Source organism: Streptomyces caeruleatus, assembly GCF_001514235.1.
In the GTDB taxonomy this organism is placed as follows: domain Bacteria; phylum Actinomycetota; class Actinomycetes; order Streptomycetales; family Streptomycetaceae; genus Streptomyces; species Streptomyces caeruleatus.
The window spans coordinates 64,783-78,323 of the sequence record NZ_KQ948928.1; the positions used below are offsets into that span (position 1 = coordinate 64,783).

Annotated in this window: 12 protein-coding genes; 9 read left to right on the plus strand and 3 right to left on the minus strand. The window is 70.5% G+C overall.

Translation table 11 applies throughout. From position 1 onward, the window contains the following. The first annotated feature begins 7 nt into the window (after positions 1-7). The 3 genes from miaB (at position 8) to AQJ67_RS15930 (ending at position 2,641) form a co-directional block, all read left to right on the plus strand. Entirely contained in the window at positions 8-1,522 is a 1,515-nt protein-coding gene (gene miaB / locus AQJ67_RS15920; protein ID WP_062719423.1) for a tRNA (N6-isopentenyl adenosine(37)-C2)-methylthiotransferase MiaB, read from the plus strand. Between the two features lie 36 nt (positions 1,523-1,558). Further along, positions 1,559-1,822, plus strand: coding sequence for a hypothetical protein (locus AQJ67_RS15925; RefSeq protein ID WP_062719424.1), 264 nt, complete (start codon positions 1,559-1,561; stop codon positions 1,820-1,822). A gap of 78 nt (positions 1,823-1,900) precedes the next feature. Next, positions 1,901-2,641, plus strand: coding sequence for a class III extradiol dioxygenase subunit B-like domain-containing protein (locus AQJ67_RS15930; protein WP_062719425.1), 741 nt, complete (start codon positions 1,901-1,903; stop codon positions 2,639-2,641). 93 nt (positions 2,642-2,734) lie between these two features. On the opposite strand, the gene AQJ67_RS15935 is transcribed toward AQJ67_RS15930, so the two are convergent. Both AQJ67_RS15935 and AQJ67_RS15940 read right to left on the minus strand, forming a co-directional pair. Next, complete coding sequence (locus tag AQJ67_RS15935; protein WP_062719426.1) at positions 2,735-3,004, minus strand: antitoxin; 270 nt, start codon at positions 3,002-3,004, stop codon at positions 2,735-2,737. 24 nt (positions 3,005-3,028) lie between these two features. Further along, positions 3,029-3,298 carry a hypothetical protein gene (locus AQJ67_RS15940; RefSeq protein ID WP_062719427.1) on the minus strand — a complete coding sequence of 90 codons (270 nt, stop codon included), beginning with the start codon at positions 3,296-3,298 and terminating at the stop codon, positions 3,029-3,031. 182 nt (positions 3,299-3,480) lie between these two features. On the opposite strand from AQJ67_RS15940, the gene miaA reads away from it, so the two are divergent. From miaA to hflX, 6 genes are all read left to right on the plus strand, one after another. Next, a complete protein-coding gene (gene miaA, locus AQJ67_RS15945; RefSeq protein ID WP_062719428.1) occupies positions 3,481-4,419 on the plus strand; it encodes a tRNA (adenosine(37)-N6)-dimethylallyltransferase MiaA in 939 nt (312 codons plus the stop codon). Positions 4,420-4,527: 108 nt separating this feature from the next. After that, a complete protein-coding gene (locus tag AQJ67_RS15950) occupies positions 4,528-5,040 on the plus strand; it encodes a hypothetical protein (RefSeq protein WP_062719429.1) in 513 nt (170 codons plus the stop codon). A 46-nt stretch (positions 5,041-5,086) separates the two neighbouring features. Further along, positions 5,087-5,956 carry a diaminopimelate epimerase gene (dapF, locus tag AQJ67_RS15955; protein ID WP_062719430.1) on the plus strand — a complete coding sequence of 290 codons (870 nt, stop codon included), beginning with the start codon at positions 5,087-5,089 and terminating at the stop codon, positions 5,954-5,956. Between the two features lie 297 nt (positions 5,957-6,253). Then, the gene (locus AQJ67_RS15960; RefSeq protein WP_062719431.1) at positions 6,254-8,443 is read left to right on the plus strand and encodes a RelA/SpoT family protein; all 2,190 of its coding nucleotides are present in this window, start codon (positions 6,254-6,256) and stop codon (positions 8,441-8,443) included. 158 nt (positions 8,444-8,601) lie between these two features. Further along, positions 8,602-10,311: a M1 family metallopeptidase gene (locus AQJ67_RS15965; protein WP_079055984.1), complete on the plus strand. Its 1,710-nt coding sequence runs from the start codon at positions 8,602-8,604 to the stop codon at positions 10,309-10,311. 191 nt (positions 10,312-10,502) lie between these two features. Then, a complete protein-coding gene (gene hflX / locus AQJ67_RS15970) occupies positions 10,503-11,999 on the plus strand; it encodes a GTPase HflX (protein ID WP_062719432.1) in 1,497 nt (498 codons plus the stop codon). A gap of 93 nt (positions 12,000-12,092) precedes the next feature. Here hflX and AQJ67_RS15975 read toward each other — a convergent pair whose 3' ends face one another. Then, the gene (locus AQJ67_RS15975) at positions 12,093-13,304 is read right to left on the minus strand and encodes a trypsin-like serine peptidase (protein WP_062719433.1); all 1,212 of its coding nucleotides are present in this window, start codon (positions 13,302-13,304) and stop codon (positions 12,093-12,095) included. Between the last annotated feature and the right edge of the window lie 237 nt (positions 13,305-13,541).

Genomic DNA, 13,541 nt, shown 5'->3' on the forward strand with positions numbered 1-13,541 from the left:
TTGTCCCATGAGCAGCAGCGACCGGAGCCAGGCAGTGGACGTGAAGACATACGAGGTGCGCACCTACGGGTGCCAGATGAACGTCCACGATTCCGAGCGATTGTCCGGGCTGCTCGAAGACGCCGGTTACGTACGCGCGCCCGAGGGCTCAGACGGAGACGCGGACGTCGTCGTCTTCAACACCTGCGCGGTCCGCGAGAACGCCGACAACAAGCTGTACGGCAACCTCGGCCACCTCGCCCCGATGAAGACCAAGCGGCCCGGGATGCAGATCGCGGTCGGCGGCTGTCTCGCGCAGAAGGACCGCGACACCATCGTGAAGCGGGCGCCCTGGGTGGACGTCGTCTTCGGCACGCACAACATCGGCAAGCTCCCCGTCCTGCTGGAACGCGCGCGCGTGCAGGAGGAGGCGCAGGTCGAGATCGCCGAGTCGCTGGAGGCGTTCCCTTCGACGCTGCCGACCCGGCGCGAGAGTGCCTACGCGGCCTGGGTGTCGATCTCCGTCGGCTGCAACAACACCTGCACCTTCTGTATCGTCCCCGCCCTGCGCGGCAAGGAGAAGGACCGCCGCCCCGGCGACATCCTCGCCGAGGTCGAGGCGCTGGTCGCCGAGGGAGTCAGCGAGATCACGCTGCTCGGCCAGAACGTCAACGCGTACGGCTCCGACATCGGCGACCGCGAGGCGTTCAGCAAGCTGCTGCGGGCCTGCGGGACCATCGAGGGCCTGGAGCGCGTCCGCTTCACCTCGCCGCACCCGCGCGACTTCACGGACGATGTGATCGCGGCGATGGCCGAGACCCCGAACGTGATGCCGCAGCTGCACATGCCGCTCCAGTCCGGCTCGGACACGGTCCTCAAGGCGATGCGCCGCTCCTACCGCCAGGAGCGCTACCTGGGCATCATCGAGAAGGTCCGCGCCGCCATCCCGCAGGCCGCGATCACCACCGACATCATCGTGGGCTTCCCGGGCGAGACCGAGGAGGACTTCGAGCAGACGCTGCATGTCGTCCGCGAGGCGCGTTTCGCCCAGGCCTTCACCTTCCAGTACTCCAAGCGCCCCGGCACCCCCGCGGCCACCATGGAGAACCAGATCCCCAAGGCGGTCGTCCAGGCGCGCTACGAGCGTCTCGTCGCCCTCCAGGAGGAGATCTCCTGGGACGAGAACAAGAAGCAGATCGGCCGCACCGTCGACCTGATGGTCGCCGAGGGCGAGGGCCGCAAGGACGGTGCCACGCACCGCCTGTCCGGCCGCGCCCCCGACAACCGACTGGTCCACTTCACCAAGCCGGATCAGGAGGTCCGGCCCGGCGACGTGGTGACCGTCGAGATCACGTACGCCGCCCCCCACCACCTCCTCGCCGAGGGCGCCGTCCTGAGCGTGCGCCGCACGCGCGCGGGGGATGCCTGGGAGAAGCGCAACGCCGCCGAGGCCACCAAGGCCGCGGGGGTCATGCTGGGGCTGCCCAAGGTGGGCGTGCCCGAGCCGCTGCCGGCCGCCACCGGGGGCTGTGCCATCGACTGACGGAGCCCGGAGAGCGGACCGCGAGGGGGCGTGCACATGGCTCAGTGGGTGGTCGTGGAGGAGTTCGAGGACAGGCTTCGGCCGATCGAGCGGTTCGAAGGAACCGTCGTGGAGGCACGCCGCAGGCTCTACGAGACCGCGTGCACCCACAAGTTCAGCGAAGGGCTGCAACAACGGCGTCGCGAGGTGTTCCGCGTGCACGACGACATGTACTTCGTTGAGGTCAAGGGCGGTCTGGGCACCTACCGCCTGCGGTACTGGCTCGCGGAGCGCGTGTGGGGCACGGAGGCCGCCTCCTAGCCCGGGAGGCCTGACCGAAGCAGCCTCCTGTATGCCGTCGCCGGGGCGCCTCCGGGGCCGCGCAGTAGGCTGCCGATCATGCTTGTCGCTGCCGCCGTCTGCCCCTGCCCGCCTCTCCTCGTGCCCCACGTCGCCGCGGGTGCCGCGCCCGAGCTGGACGCCGCGCGGGCAGCCTGTACGGATGCGCTGGGCCTGCTCGCCGCCGCCCGACCGGACCGGCTGGTGGTCGTGGGGCCCGCAGAGGGCAGCGCGGCGCGGACTTATCCGCAGGGGACACGGGGCACGTTCCGCGGCTTCGGTGTGGACATCGACGTACGGCTGGGCCGCTGCGAAGGTCAGGACGACGGCGACACGGCCGATCCGGCGCTTTCGGAGCTCCGGCTTCCGTCCTCGCTCGCCGTCGCCGCATGGCTGCTGGAGCGGACCGGCTGGTCGGACGCCCCGATCGAGGGACTCGGGGTGGGGGAACCTCTTGAGGCCGAGCGGTGTATTGAAATCGGAAGGGACATCGCCGCCCGGGCCGAGCGGGTGGCAGTGCTGGTGATGGGCGACGCCAGCGCCTGTCGCACGCTCAAGGCGCCTGGGTACCTCGACGAGCGAGCGGCACCGTTCGACGCGTCTGTCGCGCGTGCGCTCGGCGACGCGGACGTGGCCGCCCTCAAGGCTCTGGACACGGGGCTCGCGCACGAGCTGAAGGCGTCGGGCCGGGCTCCTTGGCAGGTCCTCGCGGGCGCCGCGGAGGGGGAGGGGCTCTCGGGCACCTTGCTGTTCGAGGACGCGCCGTACGGGGTGGGCTACCTGGTCGCGACCTGGTCGTAGCGCGCCGACCCAGGAAGCCGACGTCGAAAGGTTTCCGAAAACGGCGGACGGCCGGGAGCCGTCAAGCTCCGCGGCCGTCCGTCGATGTGCCGTTCAGGTGGTCGGCGGGGGTGCGTCCGGCGGCGGTGTGCTGCTGCCGGTCGCCGTGTCGTTCCCCTTGTGCGCGAGTCGGTCCATGGCGCCCTTGGCCTTGCCCGTGCCCGTGTGGATCTTGTTGCTGTACTTGCCCTTGGTCTTCTCGTCGACGACCTTCGCAGCCTTCTCGAGACCGTGGTGGATCTTGCCCTCGTGCCGCTGCGCGAGGCCGGAGACCTTGTCCTTCGCCGGGGCGAGTTTGGCTTTCAAATTGTCCTTCAGACCCATCGTTCACCTTCCCGCGCGGGGCAGTTACGTGCGGGCGCCCTCGCCGGCCTCGCTGTCGGCCGCTTCGTCGGCAGACTGCTGCTTGGGGATTTCGACGCCGTCGTCGGCGCCGCTCTCGACGGACTCCGCCGCCGTCGGTTCCGCCGCGTCCTCGGCCTTGGTCTCAGCCGACCCCTTCGCCTCCGCCGCCTCTTCCGCCGCGGGCTCGGCCGTTGGTGTGTCGGCCTGAGCCTCGACGGTTGACGCCTCCTCCGTGGCCTTCGACCGTCGGAAAAGTCGTGCGAAAACGCCCATATCCACTCCATACGTTACTCGTGCGGGCGAAATCCCGCGTCGTCCGGTGCGTCCGTTTGCGCCCCCGGGCCGCCGCCTCCGTGAAACCGGCGGCGAAAACCTCGCAACAGGCAACGACCCCGCGCGTGTGCCGTCACGTAACTCGTTCGAGTCCACCCCGTGAGGTTTGCGAGACTGGGGCGGTGAGCAGCGCACCCCCCGCCCCCCGCGTCATTGCCGTAGTCGGACCCACCGCGGCCGGAAAGTCCGATCTGGGCGTCTTCCTGGCCCGGCAACTCGGCGGCGAGGTCGTCAACGCCGACTCCATGCAGCTCTACCGAGGGATGGACATCGGCACCGCCAAGCTGACGCCCCAGGAGCGGGACGGCGTTCCGCACCATCTCCTGGACATCTGGGACGTGACGGTCACGGCGTCCGTCGCCGAGTACCAGCGGCTCGCACGGGAACGGATCGACGCGCTGCTCACCGAGGGGCGCTGGCCGATCCTGGTCGGCGGCTCGGGGCTGTACGTCCGTGGCGCCGTCGACAACCTGGAGTTCCCCGGCACCGACCCCGAGGTCAGGGCCCGGCTGGAGGAGGAGCTCGCGCTGCGCGGCTCCGGGGCGCTGCACGCCCGTCTGGCCGCCGCCGACCCCGAGGCGGCGCAGGCCATCCTGCCCAGCAACGGCCGCCGTATCGTCCGCGCTCTCGAAGTGATCGAGATCACCGGCAAGCCCTTCACCGCCAACCTCCCCGGCCATGACTCGGTCTACGACACGGTCCAGATCGGCGTCGACGTGGCCCGCCCGGAGCTGGACGAGCGCATCACGCGCCGGGTCGACCGGATGTGGGACGTCGGGCTCGTGGACGAGGTGCGCGCGTTGGAGGCGCAGGGATTGCGTGAGGGGCGTACGGCTTCACGCGCGCTCGGCTACCAGCAGGTGCTCGCGGCGCTCGCCGGGGAGTGCACCCTGGAAGAGGCGCGGTCCGAGACCGTACGTGCCACCAAGCGGTTCGCGCGCCGCCAGGATTCATGGTTCAGGCGCGACCCGCGGGTGCACTGGCTGAGTGGGGCTGCGGCGGATCTCACAGAACTTCCGCATCTCGCATTGGCGTTGGTCGAACGACCGGTTACAGCCTGATCACGTGATGGCATCGGGACGCTCCGGCCGTCATCCGTGCCTGCGGTGCCATGCCATCATCGAGCTTCGATCGACCAAGTGGAGTCCGAGTTGGGAGGGCGCGTGGCGATGGAGGCCGGCCCTCGCGACACCGCACAAGGCACTGAGAACGTCACCGCTGACCGGGACGAACCGGAGCGCGACGGCGACCGCCTGAGCCCCGACGGGCCGGACGGGATCGACGAGACCGAGGGCGGTGTCACCGACGACGGCCCCGAGCCCGAGGAGATGTACGCGAGCGGCCCGGAGGTCGAGGTCGAGCTGCGCCCGCAGCGCCGACTGCGTATCTGGCAGCTCGCGCCCATCGTGTCCCTGGCCGCGGTCGGCTCCCTGATGTTCGCCTTCCCGCTGGCCTTCGACTTCGGCGACAGCGGGGCCGTGATCGCCATGCTGGGGCTGCTGATCTGCTCCTGCGCGGCCGGCTGGGGCATGATGGCCGCCCGCCGGGTCGGCTACACCTGGCCAGGGCTGCCCCAGCGGGGTTCCGGCCGCAGACCGGACTGGCGGGTCGTGCTGGCGTACGTCCTGCTCGTCGCCGCGATCGTCGTGCTGGCCGTGTGGCGCGTGGCTCGCCTGCGCTGAGGGCCGTCCTTACGGGTCTGTCGTAGCGGCACCGTACGATCGAGGAATGAGCACGCGGATCGCCTTCCTCAAGGGTCACGGCACCGAGAACGACTTCGTGATCGTCCCGGACCCCGAGAACGTCATCGACCTCCCTCCGGCCGCCGTCGCCGCCCTGTGCGACCGCCGCGCGGGCATCGGTGGTGACGGGCTGCTGCACGTCGTGCGGTCCGCGGCGCACCCCGAGGCCAAGGACATGGCGGCCGAGGCCGAGTGGTTCATGGACTACCGCAACGGCGACGGCTCGATCGCGGAGATGTGCGGCAACGGCGTGCGCGTGTTCGCGCGCTACCTCCAGCGTGCCGGTTATGCCGCCGAGGGCGATCTCGCGGTCGCCACGCGCGGAGGCGTGAAGACCGTGCACATCGCCAAGGACGGAGACGTCACCGTCGGCATGGGCAAGGCGCTGCTCCCCGCAGGGGACGTCACGGTCAGTGTCGGTGAGCGCAGCTGGCCCGCGCGGAACGTGAACATGGGCAACCCGCACGCGGTCGCCTTCGTGGACGACCTGGCGCACGCCGGCGACCTGTACTCGGCACCGCCGTTCAGCCCGGCCTCGGCCTACCCCGACGGGGTCAACGTCGAGTTCGTGGCCGACCGGGGCCCCCGGCACGTCGCGCTGCGCGTGCACGAGCGCGGTGCCGGCGAGACCCGGTCGTGCGGCACGGGCGCGTGTGCGGTCGCCGTGGCCACCGCGCGCCGGGACGGGGCCGACCCGGCGGCCACCGGCGCCCCCGTGACGTACACCGTCGATGTGCCCGGCGGCACCCTGGTGATCACCGAGCGACCCGACGGCGAGATCGAGATGACCGGCCCGGCGGTGATCGTGGCCGAGGGAGAGATCGACGCCGAGTGGCTGGAAACGTTCGTTCGCTGAACGGTTTCGTGGCGCGGCATCAGAGTCGCGGGCCGGGCGTGGCTTGAGAGAGGCGCCGTCGGGACCCCAGGTTGTTCGAGATCACGAACGGCAGCTGGCTGTCTGGCGCAAAAACGTATACCCGCACACCCTCGCTCGAATGGGTGATCCGTTTCACGCTCGGCGAGAGGCGGTCAGTCGCACGTGATGGGCTCGGTAGCATCAAGCACCGGCCCGGACGGGGGAGATGTCGCCATCCCCTGAGCCGTGTCCGCCATGGGGCACCCCGTTCGCCGGTCCACGCAGCCGGAGGTGCCCATGAGTGCGGAGGCCACGAATTCCGCGACGCCAGGCCCGGTAGCAGGCTCTGTGACGCCTGCGGTGCCGCGCAGGAAGGCCCGTGCCCGCCTCGACCTGCGCCGCCTCGGCCGGGCGGCGTTGCTCGGCCCCGCCTCGCGCGGCCGGCTGCCCGACGCGATCAGCCATGTCGTCGACGCCCACCGAGCCCACCACCCCGACGCGGACCTCGAACCACTGCGCCGCGCCTATGTGCTGGCCGAGTCCTCGCACCGCGGCCAGATGCGCAAGAGCGGCGAGCCGTACATCACGCACCCGCTCGCGGTGACCCTGATCCTCGCCGAACTCGGCGCCGAGACCACGACCTTGACGGCCTCTCTGCTGCACGACACCGTCGAGGACACCGACGTGACGCTCGATCAGGTCGGCGAGCAGTTCGGCGCGGAGGTCCGCTTCCTCGTCGACGGCGTCACGAAGCTGGAGAAGGTCGACTACGGTGCCGCCGCCGAGCCCGAGACCTTCCGCAAGATGCTCGTCGCCACCGGGAACGACGTCCGCGTGATGTCGATCAAACTCGCCGACCGGCTGCACAACATGCGCACCCTCGGCGTGATGCGCCCCGAGAAACAGGCCCGCATCGCCAAGGTGACCCGTGACGTGCTCATCCCGCTGGCCGAGCGGCTCGGCGTCCAGGCGCTCAAGACGGAACTGGAAGACCTGGTCTTCGCGATCCTGCACCCCGAGGAGTACGAGCACACCCGGGAGCTGATCGTCGGCAACGCCTCACGCGACGACGATCCGCTCGCGGAGATGGCCGACGAGATGCGCAAGGTACTGCGCGAGGCCGACATCCAGGCCGAAGTCCTCATCCGGCCGCGGCACTTCGTCTCCGTGCACCGCGTGTCCCGCAAGCGCGGCCGGCTGCGCGGCGCCGACTTCGGGCGGCTCCTGGTCCTGGTGAACGAGGACGCGGACTGTTACGGCGTGCTGGGCGAACTGCACACCTGTATGACGCCGGTCGTCTCGGAGTTCAAGGACTTCATCGCCGTACCCAAGTTCAACCTGTACCAGTCGCTGCACACGGCGGTCGCCCGCGCGGACGGCCAGGTCACCGAAGTCCTCATCCGCACCCACCAGATGCACAAGGTCGCCGAGGCCGGTGTCGTCGCGCTCGGCAATCCCTACGCCTCTCCTTCCGAGGAGCAGGCCACTGCCGGCGACGGCGAGCGCGTGGACCCCACGCGCCCCGGCTGGCTCTCCCGCCTCCTCGACTGGCAGGAGGCCGCCCCCGACCCGGACACCTTCTGGTCCACCCTGCGCGAGGACCTCGCCCAGGACCGCGAGATCACCGTCTTCCGGCCCGATGGCGGCACCCTGGGGCTGCCCGAGGGCGCGACCTGTGTGGACGCCGCCTACGCGCAGTACGGCGAGGACGCGCACGCGTGCATCGGCGCCCGCGTCAACGGCCGCCTGGCGACCCTCAGCACCGTTCTGCGGGACGGCGACACCGTCCAGCTCCTCATGGGCCAGGACCCGGCTTCGGAGCCCTCCAGGGAGTGGCTGGAGCACGCTCACACGCCGGCTGCGCGGATCGCCATCCAGCGGTGGCTGGCCGCTCATCCCTCACAAGGGGCTGCGGAGGCCAAGGACGCCGGGGTGGCCTTCCGGGGGGCGGCGGACGGGGGCATGAACCAGACGGCTGCCTCGGAGGGGGCCGCCGTGCGGCTGGGGGCGGAGGGCCCGGTCGGCCGGTCCGAGGGCGGTGACGTACTCGTCGACCGTCCTGGCGCGACCGTACGCCTCGCCGGCTGCTGCACCCCCGTACCGCCCGACGAGGTCACCGGATTCGCCGTGCGCGGGGGAGTGGTGACGGTCCATCGAGTCGAGTGCTCCGCGGTCACGCGTATGAAGGGCACCGGGCGCGCGGAGGTCGGCGTGCGCTGGGGGGAGATCACCGAGTGCCGGGTCACCCTGGTCGCCGAATCGTTCGTTCGCCCCCACCTCCTGGCGGACCTCACGGAGGCCATGGCCCTGGAGGGCGCGGAGATCGTCTCGGCGACGGTCGAACCCCCGACGCAACAGCGCGTGCGCCACACCTACACCGTCCAACTGCCGGACGCGGCGCTGCTGCCGGGGCTCATGCGGGCGATGCGGAACGTGGGGGGCGTGTACGACGTGAGCCGGGCGCAGCCGCAGACCCAGGGGGCGTGAGTAGGGAGCGTACGCGGGGGCGTGGGGATGTGAGGGTGCGACGCGGGGGCGTGAAGCCACGGGGTGCTCCAGCGGCTGCACCCACCTGACATACCCGTTCGAGTGGGCCGGTCGCGCGTCGTCGACGCCTCGCACGCGCGCGCTGATAGCCGTGGTGCATGCTGCTCACCCCCCGCACCGAGGCTCAGCGACCAGTCCCTGGCGCTCCTCGCACCCGTCCCGGAACCCGTCGACGGGCCCAGGCGTCCGCCCTGGTCGCCCTCGCCGCGTCCTTCGGCCTCCTCGCCGCGAGCGCCCCGGCCGAACCCCTGGGCGTCGGCGACCGCCTCTTCCCGCACCTGGGCAACCCCGGCTACGACGTGGCCTCGTACGACCTCGCCTTCACCTACTCCGGCACGAACAGCAAACCCCTCCAGGCCGTCACCACGATCGACGCCTGGACGACGAAGGACCTGGACCGCGTCAACCTGGACTTCGCCCACGGCAAGGTCGAGTCCGTCGAGGTCGACGGGACGCCCGCGACGTTCCGCAGCGCCGGTGAGGACCTGGTCGTCACGCCCGAGGAGCCGTTGGCCGACGGCAGCTGGACGCAGATCACCGTGCGGCACACCAGCGACCCCGTGTACGGCAAGACCCGGGAGGGCGGCTGGGTGCGGACCACGGACGGCCTCGCCATGGCCAACCAGGCTGACGCCGCCCATGTCGTGTTCCCGTGCAACGACCACCCCTCCGACAAGGCGATGTTCACCATCCGGGTCACCGCCCCCAACGGCTACACAGCCGTCGCCAACGGCCTGCCGACCGGCGTGGACCGCGCGGGCGGCTCGACGACCTGGACGTACCGCACCCGGCACCCCATGGCCACCGAACTCGCCCAGGTGTCCATCGGCCGCTCCGAGATCGTGCACCGCACCGGGCCGCACGGACTGCCCCTCCGGGACGTCGTGCCCGCCAAGGACCGCAAGCAGCTCGAACCGTGGCTGAAGAAGACCCCGGGCCAGATCTCCTGGATGGAGAGCAAGGTCGGGCGCTACCCCTTCGAGACGTACGGCCTGCTCATGGCCGATGCCGCCACCGGTTTCGAACTCGAGACGCAGACGCTCTCCCTCTTCGAGCGAGACCTCTTCACCGAGTCCGCCTTCCCGAAGTGGTACATCGAGTCGATCATGGTGCATGAGCTGGCGCACCAGTGGTTCGGCGACAGCGTCAGCCCGCGCGCCTGGTCCGACCTGTGGCTCAGCGAGGGGCACGCCACCTGGTACGAGACCCTGTACGCGGCAGAGAAGGCGGGCCGGCCGATGGAGGCGCGGATGAAGGCCGCGTACGCCGCCTCCGACCGCTGGCGTGCGGCCGGCGGGCCTCCGGCGGCGCCCAAGGTGGCGGCCGCCGGCCAGAAGAACGGGATCTTCCGGCCGAACGTCTACGACGGCGCGTCCCTGGTCCTGTACGCCCTCCGCCAGGAGATCGGCGCCCCGGCGTTCGAGCGCCTGGAACGCGCCTGGGTGCAGCGCTACAAGGACCGTTCCGCCACCACCGCGGACTTCGTCGCGCTGGCGGAGGACATCTCCGGACGCCACCTCGACGGCTTCATGCACGCCTGGCTGTACGGCGAGAAGACCCCGCCGATGCCCGGCAAGCCGGAGTGGAAGCCGGCGGACCCGACGAAGCCGGCCGGGCAGACGGCAAGCGGGAAGACGGCTGGAAAGAAGGCCGGTAAGAAGGTCAGTAAGACGGCCGCCGGCAAGACGGCCGCCGGCAAGACGGCCGCCGGCAAGACGGCCGCCGGCAAGACGGCCGCCGGCAAGACGGCCGCCGGCAAGACGGCCGCCGGCAAGACGGCCGCCGGGAAGAAGGCGACCGGCGAATAAGGCGGTGACGAGACGGGCCGTGCCGTGCGACCATCTTCAGGTCGGCACGGCACGGTGCGCGGGAATCTCCCGGGGTCCTCGTGCGTTGTGGGTAGTGACGGAAAGTTTCCGGCCGCTACGGACCTGCTCCGAAGGGCCAGAACCACTGCCGCCGTCGCCGCACACGGATTCCCCATCGACGTAAGGACCCAATGACCTCCTCTTCTTCTTCCCCTTCCCAGGACACGCAGCGCTTCGCGCACACCTATCCCGAAGGTCTTCGGGCCGATGCCCTGATGGAAGAGGACGTCGCCTGGAGCCACGAGATCGACGGAGACCGGGACGGCGACCAGTTCGACCGCTCCGAGCGCGCGGCTCTGCGCCGCGTCGCAGGCCTCTCCACCGAGCTCGAGGACGTCACCGAGGTCGAGTACCGCCAGCTCCGCCTGGAGCGGGTCGTGCTCGTCGGTGTCTGGACCTCCGGGACCGTGCAGGACGCGGACAACTCCCTCGCGGAGCTCGCCGCCCTCGCGGAGACCGCGGGCGCACTCGTGCTCGACGGCGTGATCCAGCGCCGAGACAAGCCCGACGCGGCCACCTTCATCGGTTCCGGCAAGGCCCTGGAGCTGCGCGACATCGTCGTCGAGTCCGGCGCCGACACCGTCATCTGTGACGGTGAGCTCAGCCCGGGCCAGCTCATCGCCCTCGAAGACGTCGTCAAGGTCAAGGTCATCGACCGTACGGCCCTGATCCTCGACATCTTCGCCCAGCACGCCAAGTCCCGAGAGGGCAAGGCGCAGGTCGCGCTCGCGCAGATGCAGTACATGCTGCCGAGGCTGCGAGGCTGGGGTCAGTCGCTGTCCCGGCAGATGGGCGGCGGCAAGGGCGGCGGCCTCGCCACCCGTGGTCCCGGTGAGACCAAGATCGAGACTGACCGGCGTCGTATCCGCGAGAAGATGGCGAAGATGCGCCGGGAGATCGCGGACATGAAGACCGGCCGCGAGATCAAGCGCCAGGAGCGCAAGCGCCACAAGGTGCCCTCGGTCGCCATCGCGGGCTACACCAACGCCGGCAAGTCCTCCCTGCTCAACCGCCTCACGGGCGCGGGCGTGCTGGTCGAGAACGCCCTGTTCGCGACCCTCGACCCGACCGTGCGCCGGGCCGAGACCCCGGGCGGACGGCTGTACACGCTGGCCGACACGGTCGGCTTCGTACGCCACCTGCCGCACCACCTGGTCGAGGCGTTCCGCTCCACCATGGAGGAGGTCGGCGAGTCCGACCTGATCCTGCACGTGGTGGACGGCTCGCACCCGAACCCGGAGGAGCAGCTGGCCGCCGTACGCGAGGTGATCAGGGACGTCGGCGCGACCGACGTACCGGAGATCGTCGTGATCAACAAGGCGGACGCGGCCGATCCGCTGACGCTCCAGCGGCTGATGCGGATCGAGAAGCGCTCCATCGCGGTCTCGGCCCGCACCGGCCAGGGCATCGACGAGCTGCTCGCGCTCATCGACGACGAGCTGCCCCGCCCGTCCGTTGAGATCGAGGCGCTCGTGCCGTACACGCACGGCAAGCTGGTCGCCCGCGCCCACACCGAGGGCGAGGTGATCTCCGAGGAACACACCCCGGAGGGCACGCTGCTCAAGGTGCGGGTGCACGAGGAACTGGCGGCGGATCTCGCGCCGTACGTTCCGGCTCCGACCGCCTGAGCTGTGCCGTAGATACGCCAGCCACTGCGCCGTAGATACGCCGAAGGCCCGCCCTCTGCGTGAGGGGGCGGGCCTTCGGCGTATGCGCGGGTGTCAGCGACCGCCGTACGTCTTGCTCATGTACTGGTACACCGACTCGGCACCCGCTCCCAGCTGCGGGCCCGCGAGCCAGGTGTTGTCCTCAGGGCCGATCGACGTGTTCGACACCAGCTTGGTCTCGCCGTCCACCACCCGGAACCAGCCGCCACCGGACGAACCGCCGGTCATGGTGCAGCCGATGCGGTACATCGTCGGCAGGGTCGTGCTCAGCGAGAACCGGCCCGGCTGGTCGAGGCACTTGAACATCCGCAGACCGTTGTACGGCGGCGCCGCCGGGTAGCCCCAGGCGCCCATCGTGCCGGCCTCGGTCGCCGACGGCGCGGAGAAGTCCACGTCGAGGGCGGCGCCGACCGTCTCCTCGAGCGACTTGGAACCCTGCTCCGGCTTCACATGCAGCACGGAGTAGTCGTACGCGGCACCCGCGCCACCGGTCTCCGAACCGCCCTGGATCCACTCGTTGGACGTCGAGACCCAGTCCGCCCACCAGTTGCCGTACGGGGCGATCTCGGTGGTGTTCGCGTTGCTCAACTGCGCCGCGGACTTGCCGAGGTCGTTGTACGCCGGGACGAAGACGATGTTGCGGTACCAGCCGCCGTTGCCACCGGCGTGCACACAGTGGCCGGCTGTCCACACGAGGTTGGACTTGCCGGGGTGGTTGACGTCCTTGATGACCGTGCCGGAGCAGACGGCAGGGCCGTCGGGGGAGTCGAAGAAGACCTTGCCGACCGGGGCCGCGTTGTCGTGGTACGGCGTCTTCTCGGCCGTGGCCTGCACGGGGGCGGGCTCCGGATCGCTCAGGCCCTGGTCGGCGGAGGCGTCCTGCGTGGTGACCGTCTTGTTGGCCTCCTTGGCGGACTGCATCCGATCGGGCTTCCAGAGGCCCTCGATCACCGGGTTGACGAAGTCCTTGGCCTCACTCAGCCACTTGTCCTTGTCCCAGTCCTTCCAGCCGCCGCTGGTCCACTTGTCGACATCGATGCCGTGCTCCTTGAGCTTGTCCGCGATGTCGGTCGGGATCTGGATCTTGCCGTCGCCGATTCCGTCGGCGGCCTGGGACGCGGCGGCATCGGCCTTGTCGCTCGCCGCCTGCTCCACCGAGCCGCCACAGGCGGTCGCGGTGAGCGTGAGGGCGGCGACGAGGCCTGTGGCAGCGAGGGCGGAGCGCCGCCTGCGGCGTGGAGCTGTGGGCATGTGTGTGGAACGCATGGTGCGGTAACCCCCGTTGAAGCGTGCTGAGCTGAGCTGTGGTGCCTGATGTCAGGCACCGATCACGAACGTCGGTACGGGTCGCTAGGCCAGGTACTGGTCATGGAGGGGCCGTGCACGCTCTCGTGTCGACCCCTCGGACGCGACACCCCACTATGCCCGGGGAGTTGAGGGTGAACGGCGGTGAGGCGGTGAAGGTTTCTCCCCCGCCCCACCGCCGCCGATGCCCAAGGTGCC

Coding starts and splice junctions, on each gene's coding strand:
- AQJ67_RS15975 (WP_062719433.1), bottom strand. CDS start 13,304: ATGCGTTCCACACACATGCCCACAGCTCCACGCCGCAGGCGGCGCTCC.
- AQJ67_RS15950 (WP_062719429.1), top strand. CDS start 4,528: ATGGAGGCCGGCCCTCGCGACACCGCACAAGGCACTGAGAACGTCACC.
- AQJ67_RS15960 (WP_062719431.1), top strand. CDS start 6,254: ATGAGTGCGGAGGCCACGAATTCCGCGACGCCAGGCCCGGTAGCAGGC.
- AQJ67_RS15930 (WP_062719425.1), top strand. CDS start 1,901: ATGCTTGTCGCTGCCGCCGTCTGCCCCTGCCCGCCTCTCCTCGTGCCC.
- AQJ67_RS15925 (WP_062719424.1), top strand. CDS start 1,559: ATGGCTCAGTGGGTGGTCGTGGAGGAGTTCGAGGACAGGCTTCGGCCG.
- hflX (WP_062719432.1), top strand. CDS start 10,503: ATGACCTCCTCTTCTTCTTCCCCTTCCCAGGACACGCAGCGCTTCGCG.
- AQJ67_RS15940 (WP_062719427.1), bottom strand. CDS start 3,298: ATGGGCGTTTTCGCACGACTTTTCCGACGGTCGAAGGCCACGGAGGAG.
- dapF (WP_062719430.1), top strand. CDS start 5,087: ATGAGCACGCGGATCGCCTTCCTCAAGGGTCACGGCACCGAGAACGAC.
- AQJ67_RS15965 (WP_079055984.1), top strand. CDS start 8,602: ATGCTGCTCACCCCCCGCACCGAGGCTCAGCGACCAGTCCCTGGCGCT.
- AQJ67_RS15935 (WP_062719426.1), bottom strand. CDS start 3,004: ATGGGTCTGAAGGACAATTTGAAAGCCAAACTCGCCCCGGCGAAGGAC.
- miaB (WP_062719423.1), top strand. CDS start 8: ATGAGCAGCAGCGACCGGAGCCAGGCAGTGGACGTGAAGACATACGAG.